Source organism: Sandaracinaceae bacterium, from assembly GCA_016706685.1.
Taxonomy (GTDB): Bacteria; Myxococcota_A; Polyangia; order Polyangiales; family Houyiibacteriaceae; genus JADJJE01.
This window is the reverse complement of the sequence record JADJJE010000004.1, coordinates 49,353-73,068: the sequence shown is the minus strand read 5'-3', so window position 1 is coordinate 73,068 and position 23,716 is coordinate 49,353. Positions and strand designations below refer to the sequence as shown.

Annotated in this window: 12 protein-coding genes; all 12 read right to left on the bottom strand. The window is 67.8% G+C overall.

What is annotated here, in order from left to right; translation table 11 throughout:
- Positions 1–219 precede the first annotated feature (219 nt).
- The 12 genes from IPI43_08140 to IPI43_08085 all read right to left on the bottom strand — a co-directional run bounded on the left by IPI43_08140 (position 220) and on the right by IPI43_08085 (position 23,681).
- Positions 220–1,464 carry a phenylalanine--tRNA ligase subunit beta gene (locus IPI43_08140; GenBank protein MBK7774098.1) on the bottom strand — a complete coding sequence of 415 codons (1,245 nt, stop codon included), beginning with the start codon at positions 1,462–1,464 and terminating at the stop codon, positions 220–222.
- Positions 1,461–2,744 (bottom strand): phenylalanine--tRNA ligase subunit beta, encoded by a 1,284-nt coding sequence (locus IPI43_08135; protein MBK7774097.1) that lies wholly within the window; start codon positions 2,742–2,744, stop codon positions 1,461–1,463. Before IPI43_08135 ends, IPI43_08140 begins: the two co-directional genes overlap by 4 nt.
- A 9-nt stretch (positions 2,745–2,753) precedes the next feature.
- Positions 2,754–3,824, bottom strand: a complete 1,071-nt coding sequence (pheS, locus tag IPI43_08130) for a phenylalanine--tRNA ligase subunit alpha (protein ID MBK7774096.1) — start codon at positions 3,822–3,824, stop codon at positions 2,754–2,756.
- 139 nt (positions 3,825–3,963) lie between these two features.
- Positions 3,964–4,308 carry a 50S ribosomal protein L20 gene (gene rplT / locus IPI43_08125; protein ID MBK7774095.1) on the bottom strand — a complete coding sequence of 115 codons (345 nt, stop codon included), beginning with the start codon at positions 4,306–4,308 and terminating at the stop codon, positions 3,964–3,966.
- A 6-nt stretch (positions 4,309–4,314) separates the two neighbouring features.
- Positions 4,315–4,509 carry a 50S ribosomal protein L35 gene (gene rpmI / locus IPI43_08120; GenBank protein MBK7774094.1) on the bottom strand — a complete coding sequence of 65 codons (195 nt, stop codon included), beginning with the start codon at positions 4,507–4,509 and terminating at the stop codon, positions 4,315–4,317.
- A 119-nt stretch (positions 4,510–4,628) separates the two neighbouring features.
- A complete protein-coding gene (locus IPI43_08115) occupies positions 4,629–5,363 on the bottom strand; it encodes a translation initiation factor IF-3 (GenBank protein ID MBK7774093.1) in 735 nt (244 codons plus the stop codon).
- An 867-nt stretch (positions 5,364–6,230) separates the two neighbouring features.
- Positions 6,231–7,052 (bottom strand): serine/threonine protein kinase, encoded by an 822-nt coding sequence (locus IPI43_08110; protein ID MBK7774092.1) that lies wholly within the window; start codon positions 7,050–7,052, stop codon positions 6,231–6,233.
- A 69-nt stretch (positions 7,053–7,121) separates the two neighbouring features.
- Complete coding sequence (gene thrS / locus IPI43_08105; protein ID MBK7774091.1) at positions 7,122–9,074, bottom strand: threonine--tRNA ligase; 1,953 nt, start codon at positions 9,072–9,074, stop codon at positions 7,122–7,124.
- Between the two features lie 124 nt (positions 9,075–9,198).
- Positions 9,199–9,402: a hypothetical protein gene (locus tag IPI43_08100; protein ID MBK7774090.1), complete on the bottom strand. Its 204-nt coding sequence runs from the start codon at positions 9,400–9,402 to the stop codon at positions 9,199–9,201.
- A gap of 403 nt (positions 9,403–9,805) precedes the next feature.
- A complete protein-coding gene (locus IPI43_08095) occupies positions 9,806–11,983 on the bottom strand; it encodes an enoyl-CoA hydratase/isomerase family protein (protein ID MBK7774089.1) in 2,178 nt (725 codons plus the stop codon).
- A gap of 25 nt (positions 11,984–12,008) precedes the next feature.
- Entirely contained in the window at positions 12,009–13,220 is a 1,212-nt protein-coding gene (locus tag IPI43_08090; GenBank protein ID MBK7774088.1) for an acetyl-CoA C-acetyltransferase, read from the bottom strand.
- A gap of 324 nt (positions 13,221–13,544) precedes the next feature.
- Positions 13,545–23,681, bottom strand: coding sequence for a tetratricopeptide repeat protein (locus tag IPI43_08085; GenBank protein MBK7774087.1), 10,137 nt, complete (start codon positions 23,679–23,681; stop codon positions 13,545–13,547).
- Between the last annotated feature and the right edge of the window lie 35 nt (positions 23,682–23,716).

Genomic DNA, 23,716 nt, shown 5'->3' with positions numbered 1-23,716 from the left:
GCGCCAAGCTCAAGCGTGAGCTTTCGGCGCTCGGGCGGCCGCGGCGATCGCGCTCGCGGGCCAGAGCGTGATGCAGGATGGGCGCAAGGGGATGGCGCAGGATGAAGGGGCGCGAGCAAGGCGCGACGACGAGTCGATGCTGTCGCATCGGGGAGGAGGAGCAACGCCGCACGCGGCGCTTCAGACAAGCCAGGACTTCCGCCCATCCGGCATCACGCTCTAACGTTGCTGGGCGCCGAAGCGCGCCGTGACGGTCTTGACCACGCGAGCGTGCGCGCTGTCCACGTCCTTGTCCTTGAGCGTCGCGGCGGGGTCGCGGTAGGTCACGCGGAACGCCACGCTGCGGTGTCCCGCAGGGATCTGGTCGCCGCGGTACACGTCGAACACGCGCACGGACTCCGCCAGTGGCGCGCCCTCGGCCGCCATGGCCGCGGCCACGTCGCCTGCGGGGTGCTCGTCGGCCAGCAAGAGCGCCAGGTCGCGCGTGGTGGCGGGGAAGCGCGGCAGCTCGCCCGCCTGCGTGACGCCCACGCGCACGCTCGCGCGCTCGAGGGCCTGCATGTCGAGCTCCGCGTAGAGCGGGCGGCCGTCGAGGCCGAAGTCGTCCACCACCTCGGGGTGCAGCTCGCCAACGACGCCCAGCGTCTCACCGGCCACGCGCACGCTGGCGCGCCGGCGGGGGTGCAAGGCGGGCGCGCGCTGGTCGAGCTCGGTGTCCACCACCAGCTCCGGCAGCACGCCCACCAGGGTGTGCACCAGCGCCTCCACGCGGCCCTTCATGTCGTAGAAGTCGAAGCTGCGGTCGTCACCCAGCCAGGTGTCCGCTGCGCCCGCCAGCAAGAGCGAGAGCCACTCGCGCTCCACGGGGAGGTGGGCGTCGGCGCTCTGGGTGGCCGCGTCGCTCGGCCCGCGAGGGTGGAAGGTGCGACCCACCTCGAAGAGCGAGACGCTGCGCGCCTGGTGCCGCTGCGCCGCGCCGGCCGCCGCCAGCAGCGAGGGCAGGAGTGACGTGCGCATGACGCTGCGCTCTTCGGAGAGCGGGTTGGCCAGCGCGACGGCGTCCGTGGACACGCGCGCGCGGCGCAGGTCGCCCACCGCCAGGAAGCGGTAGTTGATGGCCTGGTGCATGCCCACGGCCACGCCCGCGAGGAGCGCGCGCCGCCGGAACGTGATGGGCGCCGGAGTGCCCGTGTCCGACGGCCGCACGCGCGGCGTCTTGGCCGGGATGTTGTCGAAGCCGTGGATGCGCGCCACCTCTTCGATCAGGTCCACCTCGCGCGCGAGATCCGGCCGGAACGTGGGCGCGTCCACCACGAAGCCCGCGCTGGTGTTCTGCACGATGTCGCAGCCGATGCCGCGCAGGATGCGCTCGCAGATGGCCACGGGGACGTCCACGCCCAGCAGGGCCTGCACGCTGCCCGCGCGCAGCTCGATGCGGCGCGCGGGGCTCTCGCTGGCAATCACCTCGACAGCCGTCCCCACGGCACGCCGCCGCCCAGGTCGGCGATGAGCTGCGCCGCGCGGGCCAGCACACGCTGTACACCGCGCGGGTCCACGCCGCGCTCGAAGCGGTGGCTGGCGTCCGTGTGCAGACCCACGCGTCGCGACGTACGCCGCACGGCCTGGGGCTGGAAGAACGCGCACTCGATGAGCACGTCGCGCGTGTCGGTGCGGATCTCGCTGTCGAGGCCGCCCATCACACCGGCCAGCGCCACCGGCCGCTCGCCATCGCAAATGAGCAGGTCGCCTGCCTCGAGCTGGCGCGTGGTGCCGTCCAGCGTCTGCATGCTCTCGCCCGGGGTCGCGCCGCGCACGATGATGGCGCTCCCCTTCACGCGAGCCAGGTCGAACCCGTGGATGGGGTGGCCGTGCTCGAGCATGACCAGGTTGGTGGCGTCCACCAGGTTGGAGATGGCGCGCACCCCCAGGTTCTGAAGGCGATAGCGCAGCCAGAAGGGGCTGGGCGCCACGGTCACCCCGTGCACCAGCGCCGCGCCGTAGCGCGGGCAGCGCACCGCGTCTTCGATGGTGACTCGCACCGGGGCGCCGCTGCTGGGCGCCGGCACGCGCGACGCCGCTTCGCCCGCGAAGGCCAGCTCGAAGCGCGTGGCGGAAGCCTGCCAGCCTGCCTCACCGCCCGTGGCCAGGCGCTGGGGTGCAGGCGCGAGCGGCGCACTGAACGGAACCCCCGCCAACAGCGCCACTTCGCGCGCGAGGCCGATGTGGCCCAGGCAGTCGGGGCGGTTGGGGGTCAGCCCAATCTCGAAGATGACGTCGTGCAGGCAGAGCGCGTCCGCCACAGGCGTGCCGGGCGCCGCGGGGTCGCCCTCGCCGAACACGAAGATGCCCTCACCGCCGGGGCCAATCTGCAGCTCGCCCTCGCTGCACAGCATGCCGCACGAGATGACCCCGCCCAGCTCACGCTCGGCGATGACGAAGTTGCCCGGCAGCACGGCGCCCAGCTTGGCGAGGATCACCCTGCCCCCGGGAGCCGGGACGTTGGGCGCGCCGCACACCACCTCCTGCTCGCGCTCGCCGTCGAACACGGTGACCAAGCGCAGCTTCTCGCGCGCGGGGTGCGGCCGCATGGCGCGCACCTCGGCCACCACCACGTGCTCGAGCCCCTCGCCCTTGCGGGTGAGCGACTCCACCTCGAGCCCAGCCGACGTGAGCTTCTCTGCCATCTCCTGAGCGGAGATCTGCACACCGCTCAGCGCCTTCAGCCATTCATGGGAAGCCAGCATCGTTCGTCCTCAGAAAGCGGAGAGAAAGCGCACGTCGTTCTCGTACAGCAGCTTGATGTTGGGGATGCCGTACTTGAGCATCGCCAGGCGATCCATGCCCATTCCCAGGGCGAAGCCGCTGACCTCGTTCGGGTCGTAGCCCACGTTCTCGAAGACCACGGGGTGGATCATCCCGCAGCCCAGGACCTCCACCCAGCCCGAGCCCTTGCACACGCGGCAGGCGGCCGTGCGCGCGGCGTCGCCTTCCCACGCGCGGCAGAACACGCAGCCGAAGTCCACCTCGCCGCCGGGCTCCACGAAGGGGAAGTAGCTGGGGCGCACGCGCACCGTGATGTCCTTGTGGAACAGGCGCTGCGCGAACAGCTGCAGCACGCCCTTCAAGTCCGCGAAGGTCACGTCGGTGTCCACCACGAACGCTTCGATCTGGTGGAACATGGGCGAGTGCGTGGCGTCGTCGTCGCGGCGGTAGACCGTGCCCGGGGCCACGATGGCGAGCGGCGGCTTGCGACGCGACATCTCGCGCACCTGGATGGTGGACGTGTGCGTGCGGAGCAGCGTGGTGGCGGCGTCCCCGCGGTCGCGCTGGGTCACGAAGAACGTGTCCTGCATGTCCGTGGCGGGGTGGTCCGGCGGGAAGCCCAGCTTGTCGAAGCAGTTCTCGTGGAAGTCGATGTCGGGCCCGTCGGCCACCTCGAAGCCCAGCGACGCGAAGATGTCCAGCAGCTCGTCCTGGATGCGCGTGATGGGGTGCAGGCGCCCCACCGGGCGGGGGCGCGCCGGCAGGCTGACGTCCAGCGCGGGGCCGGTCAGCTCGGCCTCGCGCAGCGCTCGGGCGATGCGCAGCAGATGACCGTCGAAGGCCGTGGTGATGGCCTGCTTGAGCGCGTTGCCCTGCTGGCCGAACTCCTTGCGGCGGTCGCCCGGCAGCTCCGGCATGCGCTTCATCAGCAGCGTCAGGGAGCCCTGCGGGCCCAGGAAGCGACCGTTGGCCGTGCGCAGCGCGTGCTCGTCGACCGCGCCCTCGAGCGCCGCCTCGTACTCCGCTGCGATCGCCGTGAGGCCCGCCGCCAACTCAACCATCGGGTCGTGATCACTCATGCTCTAGAACTCCCGAGACACCCAAAGACGAACGGAGAAGTGCCACGCCAGAAACAGCGACGCCGTGACCAGGAACCATGATTGTTCCCCGCGTCACGGCGTGCAGCATGTCGGGCGGGGACTAGCGGGTCGCGTCGATGACGGCCTTGAAGCCGGCCGGCTCGTTCATGGCGAGATCCGCGAGGACCTTGCGGTCGATCTGGATGTCCTTGTTCTTGAGCGCGTTGATCAGCTTGGAGTACGTGACCCCGTGCTGACGGGCACCCGCGTTGATGCGCGTGATCCACAGCTTGCGGAAGTTGCGCTTCTTGACGCGGCGCGCCGCGAAGGCGTCCTTCCAGGCGTGGCGCACCTGCGACACGGCGCTGCGGAACTGACGGCTGCGAGCGCCGTAGTAGCCACTGGCGAGCTTCAAGACACGGTTACGACGGCGGCGGGCTTTGAACCCTCGTTTGGCGCGTGGCATGTCGAATCAGCCTTGCAGCAAACGAATGATGCGCGGCGCGTCGGCCGAACTCACCATGTCGTTCTTCTTGAGGTTGCGGAGGCGGTTGGCGGACTTACCGCGCATCAGGTGCTGCTTGCCAGCCTTGCTGCGGCGAATCCGGCCGGTACCGGTGAGCTTGAAGCGCTTGGCCGCAGCCCGCTTCGTCTTCATCTTGGGCATCTCTATTCCTCACTGAAAAGCTCGGACACCAGCGAACACGCGGCGGCGAGCGGAAGGGGGCGTGGTTTACGGGGCAAGCGAGCCGGAGTCAAGCGACCCGGCGTCGAGCCACCCCGGTGTCAGGTCTTGTCGGCCAACTTCTCGGCGGCGGCGGCGCGGTCGGCGTCGTCCATGTCGTCGTCGTCGTCCTCATCGTCGTCATCGTAGTTTTCGTCGTCGACGTACTCGTCGTCCGTGGACGAGCTGTCGGTGCGCTCGACGGCAGCCTCTCGGCCACCACCACCCTCGCGCACGGCGCGCGGCTTCGGCTTCACGCGCGGCGCGAGCATGGCGGTCATGGTGCGGGCCTCCATGCGTGGGTAGAGCTCCACGATGGCCACGTCACCCACGGCCTCGACCATGGCGTCGATCTGGCGCTGGGCGGTCTCGGGGTGCGTGATCTCACGGCCGCGGAAGCGCACCGTGATCTTGACCTTGTTGCCCTCTTCCAGGAAGCGGCGCGCGTGCTTCACCTTGAACGCGATGTCGTGCTCGTCGGTCTTGGGGCGGAGCTTGATCTCCTTCAGCTCCACCTGCGCCTGCTTCTTCTTGGCCTCGTTCTGCTTCTTCTTCTCTTCGTACTTGAAGCGACCGTGGTCCATGATCTTGCAGACCGGCGGGACAGCCTTGGGGTTCACCTCGACGAGGTCGAGATCGGCTTCCCTCGCGATGCGGCGAGCCTCGTGGGTCTCGAGCACTCCGAGCATGGCCCCATCCGGCCCGATGACACGGACCTCTGGAACGCGGATGCGTTCGTTGACTCGGGGACCAAAGGGACTCTGGCGGTCACGGGGATCAAATCGACGGCTAGCGATGGTGGCTTCTCCTGAAAGGATTCTGGGGCCTCTTCTACTCACTTTCCGCGAGCGGGCAAGTGAAGCGGCGCGCAGAGCCTACCCCCGAACCTGGCAAAGCGGAAGCACCCTCTCTTCGGGTATGGCCCGCTTCTGGCGATCGGAGGGCTTCTCTCCCCCGTCGGGAAGGTGATCGTGAGGAGCGGGACGGGCACCCCGGTCTGCGGGTGCGCTCGCGCTGGCGCTCGCTCTGATACCTCCCTGAAAACGGCACTGCGCTTCGCTCCGTTTGTTTTCTGGGGCCCATCAAGCCCCGCTGCCCAGGGCGCCCGTCCCGCTCCACGCGAGCGTCTGGAGCGGCGCGCGGCTGCGTCCGACGGTGGATGCGGGCCGTACCCAGAGTGGACCCTGTCACTCGACGGGGTCTGGAGTAGGCGCACGCGCCCCAACACCTGCCCGTCCTCGAATGTAAGGAAACGAGGCCCGAGAAGCCCTTCGTTCGCAAGGGAAGGCTCGACTGAACTCGACCGAACGTGGGTGCGCTCGTGGAGGCCGGCTGGCTCGCCCAGCCCCACGCGCTTCGTCGAGCTCAGGTGAGCCCACCCCCGAGCACAACTGCCCCGTCGAGCGCTGCTGGGCCCGGATGCACCGCTCGCGGCTCTTCGCAGCCCCCGACGGGCTCAGTCGAGGGATCGAATTCCACGCGGTTGCAGGGAGGGCGCGGGGCGTCCTGGGCAGCGGGACTTGGGGGGGCCCCGGAAGCAAACGCAGCGCAGCGAAGTGCCGCTTCCAGGGGGGTGCCAGAGCGAGCGCCAGCGCGAGCGATCCCGCAGACCAGGATGCCCCGCGCCCTCCGATCGAACACGCCCGCATTCGAACCCAGGTGAGCTACGCGAGCAGGCCTTTGAGCGCCGCGAGCGAGGCGCCCGCGTTCTGGAACCGCTCCGAAGGGTCCACGGCGAGGGCCATTTGCACCCAGCGGTCCACGTCCGGTGGGAGCTCCGGGCGTAAGGCGTGGAGGCTTGGCCGCGGCGCGCCGGTGCAGAGGCGGAAGGTCTCGATGGGGTGGGCGCCCACGAAGGGCGGCGCCCCAGCCAGCACACGGAAGATCATGGCTCCGAAGCCGTAGACGTCCATGCTGGGCGTGACGGGCTGGTTGCGCCAGGCCTCGGGCGAGAGGTAGCTCGGACTGCCCGCCACGAAGCCATCGGCGGTGAGGCTGCGCAGGTGGCCGAACTTCGCGAAGCCGAAGTCCATCAGGCGCACGCGACGCGCGGCGTCCTGGGTCAGGAACACGTTCGCCGGCTTGAGGTCGCGGTGCACGATGCCGAGCGCGTGCGCCTTGCTCAGCGTGTCGGCGATGGGCTGGAAGAGGGACAGGGCTTCGGGCACGTTGAGGCGGCCACCCCCCTGCTCGTGGCGCACCAAGAAGTCGTCCAGCTCTTCGCCGCTCAGCAGCTCGGTGACCAGCGCCAGGTTGCCGTCCTCCGTGAAGCCCTGGTCCAGCACCTCGAGCGCCGCCGTGCCCGCCAGCACCATGAGCGCGCGGGCTTCGCGCACCAGGCGCTCGCGCGCGTTCGGGTCTTCGGCCACCTCGGTGTGGAGGATCTTCACGGCCACATGGTCGCCGTCGCGCTCGTCCACGGCCCGGTAGACAGCCCCCTGCCCGCCCGAGCCCACCACCTCCAAGAGGCGATACCGGCTCTTCACTCGTTGCCCGAGTCTTCTCCGCAGTGTCTGAGTGGAAGGGCCGGCCATGAGGTGGTGAGGGGCTCCGTGCTAGTGGCGCCGGCTCGGGGGAAGCGACTCTACACGCAGGCGTGCGATGACGTCATCCAAAGCGATGAAACCGAGATCCTTGTCTTCGTCGCGCGAGCGAATGGCGAGGCCACGGCCTTCCACCTCGGCCTGCCCGATGACCCCGATGAACGGGATGCGCTTCAGGCGGCCGTTGCGGATCTTCGCGCCCAGGCGGTCGTTGGTGGTGTCCACGGTCACGCGGAAGCCGCTCTCACGTAGCACCTTGGCAGCCTCGTGGGCGTACGGATCGAAGTCCGAAGCGACCGTGACCAGGTGGATCTGCTCGGGCGCAAGCCAGGTGGGGAACGACCCACCCACGTGCTCGATGAGCACGCCGAGGAAGCGCTCCACCGAGCCCAGCACGGCACGGTGCAGCATGACGGGGCGGTGCGTGGTGTTGTCCTCCCCGATGTAGGTCAGGTCGAAGCGCTCGGGCAGGTTGAAGTCCGCCTGGATGGTGCCCAGCTGCCACGGACGGCCCAGCGCGTCCTTCAGGTGGAACTCGATCTTGGGGCCGTAGAACGCGCCCTCGCCCTCGGCGATGGTGTACGGGAGGCCCTTGGCCTTCACGGCATCCTCGAGCGCGGCCTCGGACTTGTCCCAGACCTCGTCACTGCCCAAGCGCTGGTCGGGGCGCGTGGCGATCACGATGCGCACCTCGTCGAAGCCGAAGTCTTCATAGACGCGATAGACCAAGTCCAAGAAGGCCTGGATCTCGCTCTGCACCTGGTCGAGCGTGCAGAAGATGTGGGCGTCGTCCTGCGCGAAGGTGCGCACGCGCGTGAGCCCCTGCACCACGCCGCTGCGCTCGAAGCGATGCAGGCGGCCGAAGTCGGCCACGCGCCATGGCAGGTCGCGGTAGCTGTGGTGCCGCATGCCGAACATGAGGCAGTGGCTGGGGCAGTTCATGGGCTTGATGCCGAAGCGGATGGCGTCGCCCAGCGTGTGGCCGCACTCGTGCGCGTCCTTTGGCGGGTTCTCGATGAGCGCGGCGCTCGCCTTCTCGAGGTTCTCGATGGTGGCCGCCATGAACATGTTCTCCTCATACGCGGGCAAGTGCCCCGAGGTGACGAACAGCTCCTTGTCGAAGATCTGCGGCGTGATGACCTCTTCGTAGCCCGTGCCCTCGTAGAGGTGCCGCACGTACTCGACGAGGCGGTTGTAGACCTGCGCGCCCCGCGGGAGGAAGAACGGCGACGCCGGCGCCCACGGGTGGAACGCGATGAGGTCCAGCTCCTTGCCGAGCTTGCGGTGGTCGCGCGCCTTGGCCTCTTCAATCTGCTTGAGGTGCGCCTTGAGCGCCTTGGGCGACGCGAACGCGGTCCCGTAGATGCGCTGCAGCATCGGGTTGCGCTCGTCGCCGCGCCAGTAGGCCCCCGCCACCGTGGTGAGCTTGAAGGCCTTCAGGAAGCCCGTGCTGGGCACGTGCGGCCCCTCGCAGAGGTCCACCCAGTCGCCGTGGCGGTAGACCGAGATCTGCCCCTCGAGGCGCTCCAGATGCTCGAGCTTGAACGGCTCTTCCAGCGCCTGCAGGATGGCGCGGGCCTCGTCCTTGGTCACGTTCTCGCGGCGGAAGGGCGTGTCGCCATCGATGATCTCCTGCATCTTCGCTTCGATGGCGCGCAGGTCTTCCTCCGAGAACGAGCCGTTCGGGCGGCTGTAGTCGTAGTAGAAGCCGTTCTCGATGGCGGGGCCGAAGGCCACCTTGGTGCCAGGAAACAAGCGCTGCACCGCGTCGGCCATGACGTGGGCGCTGCTGTGCCGAATGATGCTGAGCGCCGTGTCCTGATGGGACTCGATGGGGGTCAGCTTGGTGTACGCAGTCGGGAGCGCAGTGTGCAGGTCGAAGACCTTGCCATCGACCATGGCCGCCACGGTTTGCTTGGTGAGCTGCTCGCTGGCTGCGAGCACTTCGCGTGCTGTTCCCGACATCTCTGCGCCTTGTCTAGAGGGCGACCGGTGCTGATCGCGCTGGGTGCTTGTACGGCGCGCCGCCGCAGCTGACAAGGCTAGATCACGAGAGCGCAGCTCTCGAACGACGCGCTGGTCCCACGTACTAGGCGAGGCCGCACTGCCACGAGTCGTCGTCCATCTCGAACACCTCGGCCGTGGCCTGGGCAGCCGTCACGGACGACAGCAGCTCCTGGCACTCGAACTCGGTGCTCTCGGTCAGCGCGGGCGGCGCCTTGGAGATGCGGGCCAGGTTGTCGTACAGGTCGAGCTCGGCTTCTTGTTGGTCACTGGGATCGATGGTGAACATGGGTGCCTCGTTTCGGTCTGCGAACAGCGGCGCACCCCCCGGGGTGCACCCTGAGCCACAGTTTACAGCTGGGTTACCCACAGTAAACAGACCTGACGGAGAAAGATTCACTCTGTCAACGCGAGAAAGCTATCCGGCCGGGCCAGAACGTTGACCCAAAGCCGACCTCCATCCTGTGTCCACGTTGTCGTTGTCGTTGTCGTTGACGTTGTCGTTGTCGTTGTCGTTGTCGTTGACGGCGACGGCGACGGCGACGGCCCTGAGTGCGTTTACCGCGTGGCCGTGCTCCCTTTTTCGTCGCCGTCGCCGACAACGCCCAGGTCAACGAGGCGGAATCCCAAACGGCAGAAGCCCGGCCTGGCGCACAGCCAAACCGGGCTCCTCCGACTCTCCGCCGCGCCCCCTAGTAGAACGTCTTGCCCGCCGCGGCCATCTCACGCAGCAGCGCCGGTGGCGAGAAGCGCTCCCCATGCTGAGCCGCGAGGGCATCGGCGTCAGCCACGAACTCGGATACCCCGTAGTTGTCGATGAAGGTGAACGGCCCGCCCGTGAACGCCGGGAAGCCGACCGCCAGGATCACCCCCACATCGCCGTCGCGGACGTCGGTGATGACCCCCTGCTCCAGGCAGCGGGCGGCTTCGAGGCACTGGGTGAAGAGATAGCGCGTGCGCACCTCCTCGCCGCTGGGCTGGGCAGCTCCCTGCGCGATGAACTCGCTGAGCGCGCTCTGTAGCTCTGGCCAGATGCGCTTGGTCTTGCCCTCGTACTCGTAGAAGCCACCGGGCGTGCGCGCCGTGCCGTCTTCCTTGGGCGGCGGGTACGCGCCCCAGCGGTCGTAGATCTCGATGAGCTTGGCGATGACGCCCTGCGCGGGAGACGGGTTCCACTCCTTGCCCGCGGCGGCGTGGTCCTTCTTGGCCTGCTGCGCCACCTTGTGCATCGTGCCGAGGCCCACCTGGTCGCTGATGCTGAGCGGCGGCATGGGCATGCCCGCCAGCTTGGCCGCGTTCTCGATGAGCGCGGGGGCAACGCCCTCCAGCAGCAGCTGGTTGCCCTCGGTGATGAACGTCCCGAACACGCGGCTGGTGTAGAAGCCCGGGCTGTCGTTCACCACGATGGCGGCCTTCTTGATCGCCAGGATGAAGTCCCAGGCCTTGGCGAGGGTGGCCTGCGAGGTCTTCGCGCCCATGATCACTTCGACCATCTGCATGCGCTCGACGGGCGAGAAGAAGTGCATGCCGATGAAGTTCTCGGGGCGCACCGAGGCCTCGGCCAGGCCCGTGATGGGCAAACCCGAGGTGTTGGTCGCGAACACCGCGTCAGGCCCGAGCACAGCCTCGGCCGCCTTGGTGACCGCCGCCTTGATGCCACGGTCCTCGAACACCGCTTCCACCACCAGGTCGCAGCCTGCGAGGTCTTCGTACGACGCGGTGGCGTGGATGCGCGCCAGCAGCGCGTCCTTCTTGGCCTGCGTGGTGCGCCCCTTGTCGAGGTCACGCTGCAGCGAAGCCGCCACGCGCTCCTTGCCACGCTCGGCGGCGGCCAGGTCGCGGTCCAGGAGCACCACGTCGATGCCCACCTTGGCCGAGACCTGCGCCACGCCCTGTCCCATCAGCCCGGCGCCCAGGATGCCCAGCTTCTTGATGGTGCTGCGTGGCACGTCCTTCGGACGGCGCGCGCCCTTCTGGCACTCCTGCAGGCTGAAGAACAGCGTGCGCAGCATGCTGCGCGCCGTGGGGTCCTGCAGCAGCGTGATGAAGTAGCGCGTCTCCACCTTGCCGGCGCGGTCCATGGGCAGGCCGAGGCCCTCGTACACGCTCGACAGGATGGCCTGCTGGGAGGGCATGTTCCCGAAGGTGTTCATGTGGGTCATCGCGATGGTGCCCATCATGGTCTGCATGAACTTGGGCGACTCGGCGCCGCCGCCGGGCACCTGGTAGCGCTTGTCGTCCCACGGCTGGATGGCGCTGCCGCCGTCTTGCACGTACTGCTTCGCCTTCGCGAGCAGCTGGTCCACCGCGACCACCTCGTGGATGACGCCCTGCTTGAGCGCCTCCTCGGGGGACAACTGCTTGCCGGTCATGATCAGCCCGAGCGCCCCCTGGACACCAATCAAGCGCGGCAAACGCTGCGTGCCGCCGGCCCCCGGCATGAGGCCCATGCCCGCCTCGGGGAGGCCGATCTTCGCGTGCGGCGAGTCCACCGCGATGCGGCGATGACAGGCCAGCGCCACCTCGAGCCCGCCGCCCAGGCAGACGCCGTTGATGGCGGCCACCACGGGCTTGCCGCACGTCTCCATGCGGCGCAGCTGGTCCAGCACCAGGCTGGTCTTGGCCAAGAGATCCGCGGCGTCGATGGGCCCGCTGCCCAGCGCTTCAATCTGCTTGAGGTCGCCGCCCGCCACGAAGATGCCGGTCTTGCCGCTGGTCAGGACGATGCCCTTCACGGCGTCGTCGGCCAGCGCGCGCTTCACGCCGGCGTCCAGCTCCGCGAGCGACTGCCCGTTGAGCACGTTCATGGGCTGGCCCTGCTCGTCCCACGTCAGGATCGCGCAGCCGTCTTCTACTTTGTAGTCGATGATGGTCACTGTCGTTCTCCGTGGTCGCTCAGACGCGCTCGATGATGGTGGTGGTGCCCATGCCGGCGCCGACACAGAGGGTGATGAGACCGCGACGCAGGTTGCGGCGCTCGAGCTCGTCGAGGACGACACCGACCAGCATGCCGCCAGTGGCTCCGAGGGGATGGCCCATGGCGATGGCGCCGCCGTTCACGTTGGTGACCTCGTGGGTGATGCCCATCTCCGTCATGAAGTGCATGCAGACCGACGCGAAGGCCTCGTTGATCTCCCAGAGGTCGATGTCCGCCACCGTGAGGCCTGCGCGCGCCAGAGCCTTCCTGGCCGACGGCGCGGGGCCCGCGAGCATGAGGCACGGCTCGCTGCCGATGCTGTACGAGGTGACGATGCGGCCACGGGGCTTGAGGCCCAGGCGCGCGCCGGCTTCCGCGTTGCCCAGCAGCACTGCTGAAGCACCGTCCACGATGCCCGAGCTGTTGCCGGCGTGATGGATGTGGTTGATGGCTTCCACCTGCGGGTAGCGCTGGATGGCCACCGCATCGAAGCCGTAGCTCTCGCCCATGACCTTGAAGCTGGCCTCCAACTTCCCGAGGCTGTCCACCGTGGTCTCGGGGCGGATGAACTCGTCGTGGTCCAGCATGGTGACGCCGATGACGTCCTTCACGGGCACCACCGACTTCGCGAAGCGGCCCTCGTCCCAGGCCTGCTTGGCGCGCCGCTGGCTCTCGGCGGCGAACGCGTCCACGTCACGGCGGCTGTGGCCGCTGAGGGTGGCGAGCAGGTCTGCACTCACGCCCTGTGGCACGAAGTGCGTGGGGAACGCGATGGACGGGTCCGTGGACCACGAGCCGCCGGCAGCGCCCATGGGCACGCGGCTCATGCTCTCCACGCCACCACCCACCACGAGGTCGGCGTCGCCGGCCTTGATCTTGGCGGCGGCCAGGTTGACGGCCTCGAGGCCCGACGAGCAGAAGCGGTTCACCTGGAAGCCCGGGACGCTCTCGTCATAGCCTGCGGCCAGCGCCGCCAGGCGACCGATGTTGGCACCTTGCTCCATGACCGGCTCGACGCAGCCCAGGATCACGTCGTCGATGGCCGCGCTGTCGAACGAGCCGCGCGCGGGCAGCGCCGCCAGCACGGTCTTCGCGAGGTGGAGCGGCGTGGCGTCGGCCAACGCGCCGTCCTTCTTGCGACCCTTGCCGCGCGGCGTGCGCACGGCGTCGTAGATGAAGCACTCAGTCATGTGGGTACCCGGGGGGCTCTGGTGGGGTGCAGCGAGTCGCCCTCGAGAGCGAGGGGCGGCGCCAAAGTGGAACACGTTCTAGTGTGGATTCTTGGCTCGAGCAAGCCGGATCCCCTTTCCGAGCACGAGCAGGAGCACGTCAACGTTCACGTCAACGATCACGATCACGCCCGCGTGGACGTGATCGTGATCGTTGACGTGCTCGTGCTCGTGCTCGCCCCCCACCAAGCCCAAGCCCCAAAACCGAAGACCCCGGTCGAACGACTTCTCAGTCGCTCGCCGGGGTCCGGATGCCTCATCCCACTTACCGCGGGAACCTCAGACTCACACCTGAATCTGGATGCCGAGGCCCTCGCGCAGCGCGAAGTACTGCTCCGAGATGCTGAAGAGCACGAGCTCCTTCAGCTTGTCGCCGGGCGGCAGGTCGGCCGTGCCCGCGGGCGGCAGCTGGCGCACCAGGTTGGCCGCGGTCTCGAGGTCGTTGCAGAGCAAGAAGCCCGCGCGAATGGCGGTGCCCTCCACGCACTGCATCCAGACCTTCACGTCGGCCGAGCCGCCGGCCTCGATGAAGCGCCGGCACAGGCCGCGCAGCGTGTCGATCTGCGCCTGCTGGAAGTGCGGCACCAGCTGCTGGGCCCACTGGTCCACCTGCGGATCCGCTTGGCCCACACCCGCGATGCGGAGCGCCGCCAGCAGCACCATGCGCAGCTCCGTGTGGGACTGCAGCATGGTGCGGATGAAGTGCTCACCGCGGTAGTACGCGAGGTGACGGCCAATGAGGAACGTCAGGTCCTGCGGCTTGTAGCCGGTGAGCACACCGTTGCCGGCGACCACCGAGGGCAGCGGCTTGCTGCACTGGTCCGCCATGCCACCGGGCACGTTCTGCAGCACGAAGAGGCGCGGCTGAATGGCCAGGTTCATGACCTGCATCACGAAGCCGAACGTGCGTGCGAACATGACGTCCGAGTTGGCGACGTCCACCGGCTTGTGGGTGTGCAGGTTGAGCGCCTGATCCGACGCACCCTTCACGGCGAAGAGGGGGACCGCCATGAGCTCGAAGATCTTCGAGAGCACCAGGTCTTCGTCGGGGTGGAAGAGCAGCTTCAGCCAGCGCTCGTTGTCGATGCGCGAGGTGGGCCGAATCATCCCCTCCTGCTTGTACTGCTGGAAGAACTGCTGCTGCTCGTTGTCCGCCTTCTTGAGGAAGGAGAGCGTGGCGGCCACACACCAGGCCTTGTCGTAGGCGCGCGCGTCGAAGTACAGCTTGTACAGCGCGCGGTAGGACTCCACCCGGTTCGGGTCACGCTTGAGCAGCCACTGATGCTCGCCGATGGCCTCCACGTTCTTGCCGTCCATGGCCGTGTAGAGCTCGGCGAGGATGACGTGGATGGTGTCGGCGTCGGGGTTGAGCCCGGACGCCATGCGGAACGCCTCTGCGGCCGAGTCGAAGTTCTTCTGACGGTCGCGGTAGATGATGCCCAGGGTGTGCAGCAGGTTGAACTGCAAGTCCTTCATGTCGGGCATGTTGATGACCCGATGGATCATCTTGCGGTACGCACGCTCGAGGCCCTTCCAGTCCTTCTTCTCCGTGAGGATCTTGTTGATGGCCTCGAAGGCCTTCAGCTCCTTCGGGTTGGTGTCGAGCGCCTCGTTGAACTTGTCGATGGCGCCGTCCACGTCCTTCAGCTCGTCGCGCCGAATGACGGCCACGGTGTAGCTGAACTTCGCGCGAGCCACGTCGCGCTTATCGGCCGCCGAGATCTGCTCGATGATGTCGATGGCCTCTTCCCACTGCTTGGTGCGCTGGTACGCGGCCAAGAGCTTGTGCAGGACGGGGTGATCTTCCGGCTTGAGGTAGGTCGCTTCCTTGTAGGACTCGATGGCCTTGCCCGGGTTCTTCTGCTTGTCGTTCCAGAGATCGCCGATCTCCACGTTCAAGTTGAAGCGCTCGTCGTCGCTCGTGGAGACCTCGAGGATCTGCTTCTTGTAGTGGATGACCTGGTCCCACTTCTGCTGCTCTTCGTAGAGCCCGATGACGGCCTCGAGCGTGGGCCGGTGGAAGTTGTCTTCCTCCAGCGCCTTGTCGAACATGTTGAGCGCCTTGCGCTTCTCGTTCTGCTCGCGCTTGACCACACCCAAGCGATAGAAGATGTCGGTGATCTCCTCGCGCCCGAGGGAGTCGCGGTGATGCACCAGCAGCATCTGGTAGAACTTGAAAGCCTTCTCCCAGTCGGCCGCCGCGTAGTAGGCCGCCGCCACGCCGGTGAGCGAGGGCAGGTGCGCCGAGTCGATGGAGTAGGCCTTGTTGTAGGCCTTGATCGCCTCTTCGGTGTTGCCCACCACGAGCGCGGACTGACCCAGCATGAGGGCCAGGCGGTGCTGCTCCTCTTGCTCACGGCGCGCCGCGCGCTTGCTCAGCATGTAGAGCAGCGGGTACGCCTCTGCGTGGTTGTCGAGGTCGAAGTAGTGCTGCGCGAGCGGGAGCGCGGCGTCTTCGTTCTCCGAGTCGAACGCCAGGGCACGACCGAACGACTCCACGGCCTTCTCGGGCTCGTCGAGGTTGTTGGCGTACACCTGACCGAGCAGCACGAGGCGCTCGCCCTTGACGCGCTCGAGCTCGTTGTACTCCACCTCTTGGTGGAGGGCCTTGGCGGCCGAGAGCCAGTCCGCCGAGTCGATGTGGATCTTGCGCAACGCCTCGAGCGACGGCAGGTGACCCGGGTTCACGTCTAGCGCCGCCTCGAAGTGCTCGAGCGCACCGCCACGGTCACCCAGCTCCTCCTCGAGGATGCGACCCATGCGGAAGTGCAGGTCGATGGTCTCGTCGGGGTCGCTGACCAGCTTCGAGAGCTGGTCCATCATGTCGAGCGCGGAGCTGTGGTCGCCACGCTGCTCGTAGAGCCGCGTGAGGGCGTCCAGCGTCTGCACCTCGGTGCTGTCCACCGAGAGCGCGTTCAAGTAGCTGTCGATGGCGCGATCGACGTCCTTGAGCTGAACCGCGAACACCTCACCCGACGCCTTGTAGAGGCGAATCTTCTCGATGCGGTCGGGGGTGGCTTGGACGTGCCGCTCGTAGGTGTCGATGAGCTTGTCCCACTGCTGCATGCCGCGGTAGAGGCGCGCCAAACCGTTGAGCGAGGGCTCATGGTTCGGGTCGATGTCCACCACCTGCTCGAGGCGGTCGGCGGCCACGGCGGGACGCACGAACTCCTCTTCCTGCATGAGCGCGATGCGCGTCAACAGCGCGATGCGCTCGCGCTCCGTCTCGGCGATCTCGAGCTGACGCTCCAGCACCTCGAGCAGACCCTGGTATTGCGCGGTCTGCGCGTAGAGCCGCTCGAGGCCCTTCATGGCGACGATGTTGGAGCTGTCGGCCTCGAACACCTCGCGGTAGACGCGGATGCCGTCGGCGGGCTTGCCCATGCGGTCCTCGAGGACCTCGGCGACCTGCAGCTTCGCGGCCAGCACGGCCTTCGGCTCGGTGAGGGCCGCAGCCTTGCGCTGCAGGATGGAGAGCAGCTCTGGGAAGCGCTGCTCGCGACGGTGCACACCCTCGAGGGCGGTGAGCGCGGCGACGTTTGCGGGGGCCACCTCGAGCGCCTGGGCGTAGTACTGACCCGCCTGCTCCGGGATGTTGAGCTGGGTGTCCGCCAGGACGCCCATCTGCACGTAGGTCTCTGCCAAGACGTCCGGGTCGTCGGTCATCTCGACCAAGCGGCCGAGCACCTGGGCCAGCGTGTCCCACTGCTTGGTGGAGCGGTAGAGCTCCGCCATCTGCTGCATGGCCGGCACGTTGTTCGGGTCGATGGCCAGGATCTGCTGGTAGTACGGGATGGCGTACTCGGGGTGCCCGAGCTCCTGGCCGTACCACTTGGCGCAGTTGAGGCAGATGGCGATCTTGGTCGCCGCGTCGTCGGTCTCTTGCAGAGCGCCGTTGGACGCCGCCAAGAGGTCGTTCCACTTCTTGGTCTTGCGTGTGACCGCCTCGAGCTTCTCGGCCGTGGCGTGGTTCGTGAAGTCCACGTTCCAGGCAAGGAGCAGGGCGTCGAACGACTGGTCCAGCTGCTGGAGCTTGACCTCGTTGACCTCGGCCACCTTCCACAGCAGCGTGACCTGCTCTTCGGCGCTGTCCGTGTTCTCGACGCGCTGGACGTAGACCTCGATCAAGTCCTCCCAGCGTCCGGCCGACGTGTGCAGAGCCTCGAGGCGTGAGAACGCCACGTTGTGCATGGGCGCGAGATCCGCGATGCGCTGGAAGGCGCTGGTGCCGCGGTCTGCGTCGCCGTACTCACCCGCCCACGCATTCGCGATGGAGAGCAGCTGGGCGATCTTGTCGTTCGGGTTCTGGAGCGCCGTGACGCGCTGCTCCATGACGCCGATGGCCTCTTCCCACATGCCCTCCTTGCGGTAGATGACCTCGAGGGCCGCCAGCGCGTTGGTGTGGCCGGGGTTCACGTCCAGCGCGTTGCGGTATGCCTCGGCGGCGTCGAGCGGCTGCTCGAGCTCCGTGCAGTACAGGTGACCGAGCTGCATGTAGACGTGCGTGATCGCCCCGTCGTCCATGGTGGCCGCGCCTGCGTCCACGGTGCGGTGCAGCGCGTCGGCCAGCTCGTGCCACTGCTTGGCCGCACGGTAGATCTCGCTGATGTTCGCGAGGGCCACGGTGTTGCCGGGCTCGATGGCCAGGACCTCTTCCCAAGCGTCCAGCGCGTTGCGGTCCTTCTCGAGCTTCTCGTAGAAGACGCGACCGAGGTCCGTGTAGATGGCCTTGCGCTGCTCCTCGTCCTCCGTGATGGCGACCTCGCGCTCCAGCACGTCCACGAGGTCCTTCCACTGCTCCGCGTTCGCGTAGATGGAGCCGAGGGCGTTGAGCGCCTCGACGTCTTCACCACGCAGCTCGAGCACCTGCTTCCAGAGCGTGACGCCCTGCTCCGGGTTGCCCAGCTCCACCGTGGCGAGGCGCGCCATCTTGGCGGTGATGTCGCCCTGCTGCGCGTCGCCGAAGACGACCGTGAGTTCCTTCTGGAACACCGCGAACAGGTTCGCCCAGTCTTCCTGGCGCGTGTAGATGACCTGCAGCGCACGGATGCTGTCCGCGTGCTCGGGCTCGAGCGTGTCGAGGATGTTGCGGTAGACCGCGATGGCCTCGGCCGTCCGGCCGAGCTGATCTTCGAGCACGTTGCCGAGCCGGAAGCTCAGCTCAACCTTGTCGACGTTGTCCTCGGTGGCGACAGCCCGCAGCTTCAGCACCTCGGAGAGGGCGTGGTGCGCGCCGTTGGCGACGTAGATGCGGTCCAGCGCCTCGAGCGACTCGATGTCGCGCGGGTTCACGCTGAGCACGTAGCGGAAGGTCTCCTCGGCGCGCGCGACGTCGGCCAGCTCTTCTTCGTAGACGCGCGCGAGGCGCTTCCCGAGAGCCACCTTCTGCTCGGCGTCCGTGGTGCGCGCCAGCGCGTCCACGTAGGTGTTGGCGAGCTGCCCCCAGTGGTCCAGCACCGAGCCGAGGCGCTCTACCTCGGCCAGCGTCTGCTCGTTGCTCGGGTCTTCGAGCAGCGCGCGCTGCACCCAGACGTACGCGCGGTCATGGTCGGCCGCACGCTCCTCGGCGATCTCCGCGATGCGCTGCATCATGTGCACGCGCTCGTGCGGGTCGCTCTGGTAGTTGAGCTGCACCTCGTGCACGTTGAGCAGGCGGTCCCACGACTCGCTCATCCGATAGATGGGCTCGACGATCTCGCCGATGACGAGCGGACGCACGCCCTCCGCGAAGAGCAGCTCGAGCGCGCTCATGGCGGGCTGGTGTTCGGGCGCAGCCGCGAGGATCTCGCGGTACTGCTCGATGGCGCTGTCCACGTCCGCCAGGTGGTGCTGATACACCTGCCCGAGGCGGAACTGGTTGTTGAGGATGTCGTCCGGCGTGGCCGCGACCTGGATCTGCCGCTGCAGTACGCCCGCCAGCTCGGCGAAGCGCTCCGTGCCCTCGTACAGGCGATCGAGGGCGTTGATCGCCTCGAGGTTCATGTCGTCCGCGCCGAGCACGATCGTGTAGCGATCGATGGCGCGGTCCACGTCACCCACCTGCACCTCGTAGATCTGGGCGGTGCGCAGCGCCATGTCCACCACGTCGTCCGGGGCGGCCTGACGGATGCGCTCGACCTCCACATCGTACAGCCGCGTGACGTCGTTCCAGCCGTCCACCACGTCGGCGAGGCGCTGGAGCGAGCCCAGCGTGACCTCGTTGGCGTTGTCGAGCGGCAGCGCGCGTGCGTAGGCGTTGAAGGCCTCGCGCGTCTGGTCGAGGTGCACCTCGTGCAGCTCGGCCACCTGATGGAGGAGCTCCACCGAGCGGCCCTTGTCCTCTTCGTAGCGGATCTGCACTTCGTGCACGGCGATGAGCCGCGCCGACTCACCCAGTTGACGGTAGACCGGCTCGAGCACGCCAGCCGCCGCGACGGCCTCGGTGCCCTCGGCGATCATGGCCTCGAGCGCTGCCGTGGTGGGTGCGTGACCGGGGTCCACGTCCAGGATGTCGCGGTAGATATCCACCGCGCGGTTGGAGTCGTTCAGGCGGCGATGCCACAGCTCCGCGATGCGGTAGCGGTAGCTGATGACCTCCATCGGCTCCTGCGCCAGCTCGGCCTCACGCTCGAGCACGCTCATGAGCTCCGGCCAGTTCTGGGTGGTCTGGTAGAGCTGGTCGAGGCGCTGGATGGCCGTCAGGTCCTCGGGGTCGATCTCGAGGATGCGCTGGTAGGTGTCGACCGCCTTGGCCGGGTCGTTGAGCTCGTGCTCGTAGACGGCACCCATCTGCACGTAGATGCGCTTCTTCTCGTCTGGGTCGTAGACGATGTCGGCCTTGCGCTCGTACACCGACAAGAGCTGCGGCCACTGGTCGAGGCGCAGGTGCAGCTCGATGAGCTTGTCGAGCGCCTGCTGGTCCTCGGTGTCGATCTCGAGGACCTTGCCGTAGACGGCGATGGCCGACTCGGGACGCTCGAGCAGCTCTTCGTAGATCTGCGCGCCACGGAAGAGGTGCGCCTTCTGCTCGTCCGGCTCCGTGAGCATCTTGGACTTGGTCAGGTAGATGGACGCCAGGTCCTCGTAGCGCTCGCTCAGATGGAACAGGCGCTCGAGGGCGCTGGCCGCCTCGAGGTGCTGGTCGTCCAGCTCGAGCACGCGACGGTAGTGCTGGATGGCGCGCTCGGTGTCGCCCAGCTGCTCTTCGCGGATCTCGGCGGCCTTGACGTACAGGCTGGCCGCGAGGACGGGGTCTTCCACGGAGGCGACCCGCTGCTCGTAGACGACAGCGAGCTGCTCGGCCCCACCGATGACCAGGTTCAGGCGGTCGAGCTGGGCCTGGGTGGTGGCGTTGGCCGGGTCCTCTGCGAGGGCGCGCGCCATGGCGGTGAACGCGGCCTGCGAGTCGTCCAGGGCCTCTTCGTTCAGCTCGCTGATGCGATGCAGGAGCTGCACGCGGCGCTCGGGCGAGCTGGCGTGGGTGGCCTGGATTTCGTGGACGCCGATGAGCTTCTGGTACTCACCGTGCGTGAGGTAGATGGGCTCGAGGATCTCGGCGATGACCACCTGATGCTCGGGCTGCTGCAGCAGGCGCTCGAGGGCCCCCGCCGCCGCCGGGTTGGAGGCGTCACGATCCAGGACGTTGCGGTAGATCTCGATGGCCGCATCCGTCGCGTTCATGCGCGTCTCGCGCAGCTGCGCGAGCTGCAGCATCAGCTCGACCTGGCGATCCGGGTCGTCCGCCATGGCCAGCTGACGGTCCACGTTGTCCGCCAGCTCGGTCCACATCTCCTGGCGCGCGAAGAGGCTGTCGAGCGCGGCGAGCGCGTTCGAGCTGGCCGGGTCGATCTCCAGGATCTCGCGGTGCAGCGAGATGGCCGCGTCGGGCTGCGAGAGGTACTCGTCGTGGATGAGCGCCATCTGCGAGAGCAGCTGCTCCTGCTCGGCCCCATCGGTGGAGATGGCGACGCGGCTGCGAAGCACGCCCACCAGGTCGCTCCAGCGCTCCGTACGGCGGTAGAGGTTCTCGAGCGCTTCGAGCACTTCGAGGTCGGCCGGGTCGAGGTCCAGCACCTTGCGGTACGCCCCCACCGCGCCGTCCACGTTGCCGAGCTGCGTGTCGTAGATCTGCGCTGCCTTGATCCACAGCGTGCGCGCCAGGTCGGTGTCCTGCACGCCACCTGCCAGCTCGCTGACGAGCTCCACCAGCGGCGCGAAGTTCTCTTGCTCGATGGCCATGGCCTCGAGTCGCGCCAGCGTGCCCGCGTCCGAGGGGACCTCGCGCAGGGCTTCACAGAAGGCGTCGAAGGCCTTCTGCGGGTTCTCGATCTGGTACGCGTAGACGTCACCGATTTGCGTGAGCAGCTCGAGCCGTTCGTCCGCTTCCGTGGTGCCGCGGTGCAGCACGCGCAGCGCGCGGATGAGGCGTTCGTTCTCTTCACGCACCTGGTAGATGGGCACGAGGATGCGGGCGGCCTGGACCCCCACCGACTCGTCCACGAGCAACGCCTCGAGCGCCTCGCGTGCGCCGTCATGCTCCGGGAGCGTGGTGACGACCTCGTTGTAGAGCTCCACCGCACGCGGCTTCTGGTCCAGGTGCTCTTCGAGCGCGCGGCCCAGGCGGAACTTGAGGGCGGCCTCTTCCTCCGGCGACTCGGCCAGCAGGATTCGGCGCTCCACGGTGTCGGCGAAGTCGGACCAGCGGCCCTGCCCTTCGAAGAGCTCGTCGAGCGCGCGGTACGCGTCCACCTCGGCGTCGCCGTACTCCGACAAGATCGCTTGGTACGCCTCGACGGCGTGCGCGGGGTCGGCCAGCTCGTTCACGAACAGCGAAGCGCGCGCGTAGGCCATCTGGCGGCGCGCCTCGGGGTCCGTCTCGAGCTCCATGCGCCGGTCGTAGATGCCCAGCATGTCGCTGAAGCGGCTGGTCTGCCGGTAGAGCTCGGCCAGCGCGGAGATGGCGCCTTCGTGATCGGGCACCTCGTCGTAGACGACGCGGTACTGCGCGATGGCGTCGTCGATGCGGCCCGCCTGAGTGAGCACGCCGCCGAAGCTCATGCGCAGCTCGGTCACCTCGGCAGGATCGGACCCGCCTTCGATAGCGCTCGAGTACGCCGCGATGACGCGCGTGACGCCACCTTCGACACCGGCCGACAGACGGTCGACGTCTTCGCGCACGACCTCTTGGTGGGGCGCGAGGGCGAAGGCCTCGAGGTACTTCTCGAACGCCTGCTCGGGGGCGCGCAGGCGCTCCTCGTAGAGCAGACCGGTCTCACGCAGCAGGGCCACGCGCTGGTCGGGATCCACCACGTGGCGCAGACGCACCTCGTAGACCGCCACGAGCTTGCGCGGATCGTTCGCGGCCTCGTAGATGGGCGAGAGCGACTCCGCCGCCTGCAGGTTGTCCGGGTCGATCTCCAGCACCTTTTCATAGGCGCGAGCGGCCCGATCGGGCTTCTCCTTCTTCTCTTCCCAGAGGCGCGCAGCGCGGAACAGCAGCGAGATCTTCTCGCTGTCGGGCGTCTCCTTGGTCTCCGACTCCTTCTCGATGAGGCGGATGAGCTCGTCCCACTTCTCGCTCTCGGCGTAGAACTCTTCGAGCTCGTCCCAGGCCTTGAGCGCCACGTAGCGACGCTTGAGCTGCTCCTGCGCACGACGGTCGTTCGGGTCCAGCGTGAGGACGCGCTGGAACGCGCGCACGGCGCCCGCGTCGTCGCCGATCTTGTCGGCGTAGATCATGCCGAGCTTCTGCAGGTCGGCCAGCAGCTTGGTCTGGTCCGTGTGCGCGGCGCAGAGCACCTCGAGGACGCCCGCCAGGGGCTCCCACTCGCGCGCACGCTCGTAGAGGTTGGACAGGGCGTCGAGGGCGGCCGCGTTCGACGGGTCCACCGTGAGCACGCGCTTCCACAGGTCGATGCAGACGTCGGGCTTGCGCAGGCGCTCGGTGGCCAGCTCGGCCATCTCGACGAAGCGCATGGGCCGGTCGGCCGGGTCCAGCATCTCGGCCTCACGACCCATGATGCCGATGAGGCTCTCCCAGTCGCGGCGCTTCTCGTACATCTCCTTGAGGCGCGTCATCGACTCCACGTCGTTGGGCGCCACCTCGAGCACGCGCTCGAAGCACTTGATGGCCTCGGCTTGGTTGCTCGAGCGGTCCAGGTAGAGCATGCCGGCCGCGCGGTACAGGTTGGCCTTCATCACGGGGTCGCGATAGAGGTCGGCCTTCTGCAGCAGCGTCCGGATGTAGTCCGACCAGCGCTTCTGTCCTTCGAACTTCTCGAGCGCCTCGTCGAACTCGGCAATCTTGGCCAGCTCCGCGGCGCTCAGCTCCATGGAGACCGGCTCGCCCGCTGGGGCCGCCGCTGACGTGTCGCTCTCGGCGCCGTCCTGCGTGGTCGTCTCTTCTGCTGCTGCGGTGTCGTCGATCTCGTGCTCGTCGGACATGCTCTTGATTCCCGCTGAATGATAGGGTCGCGCTC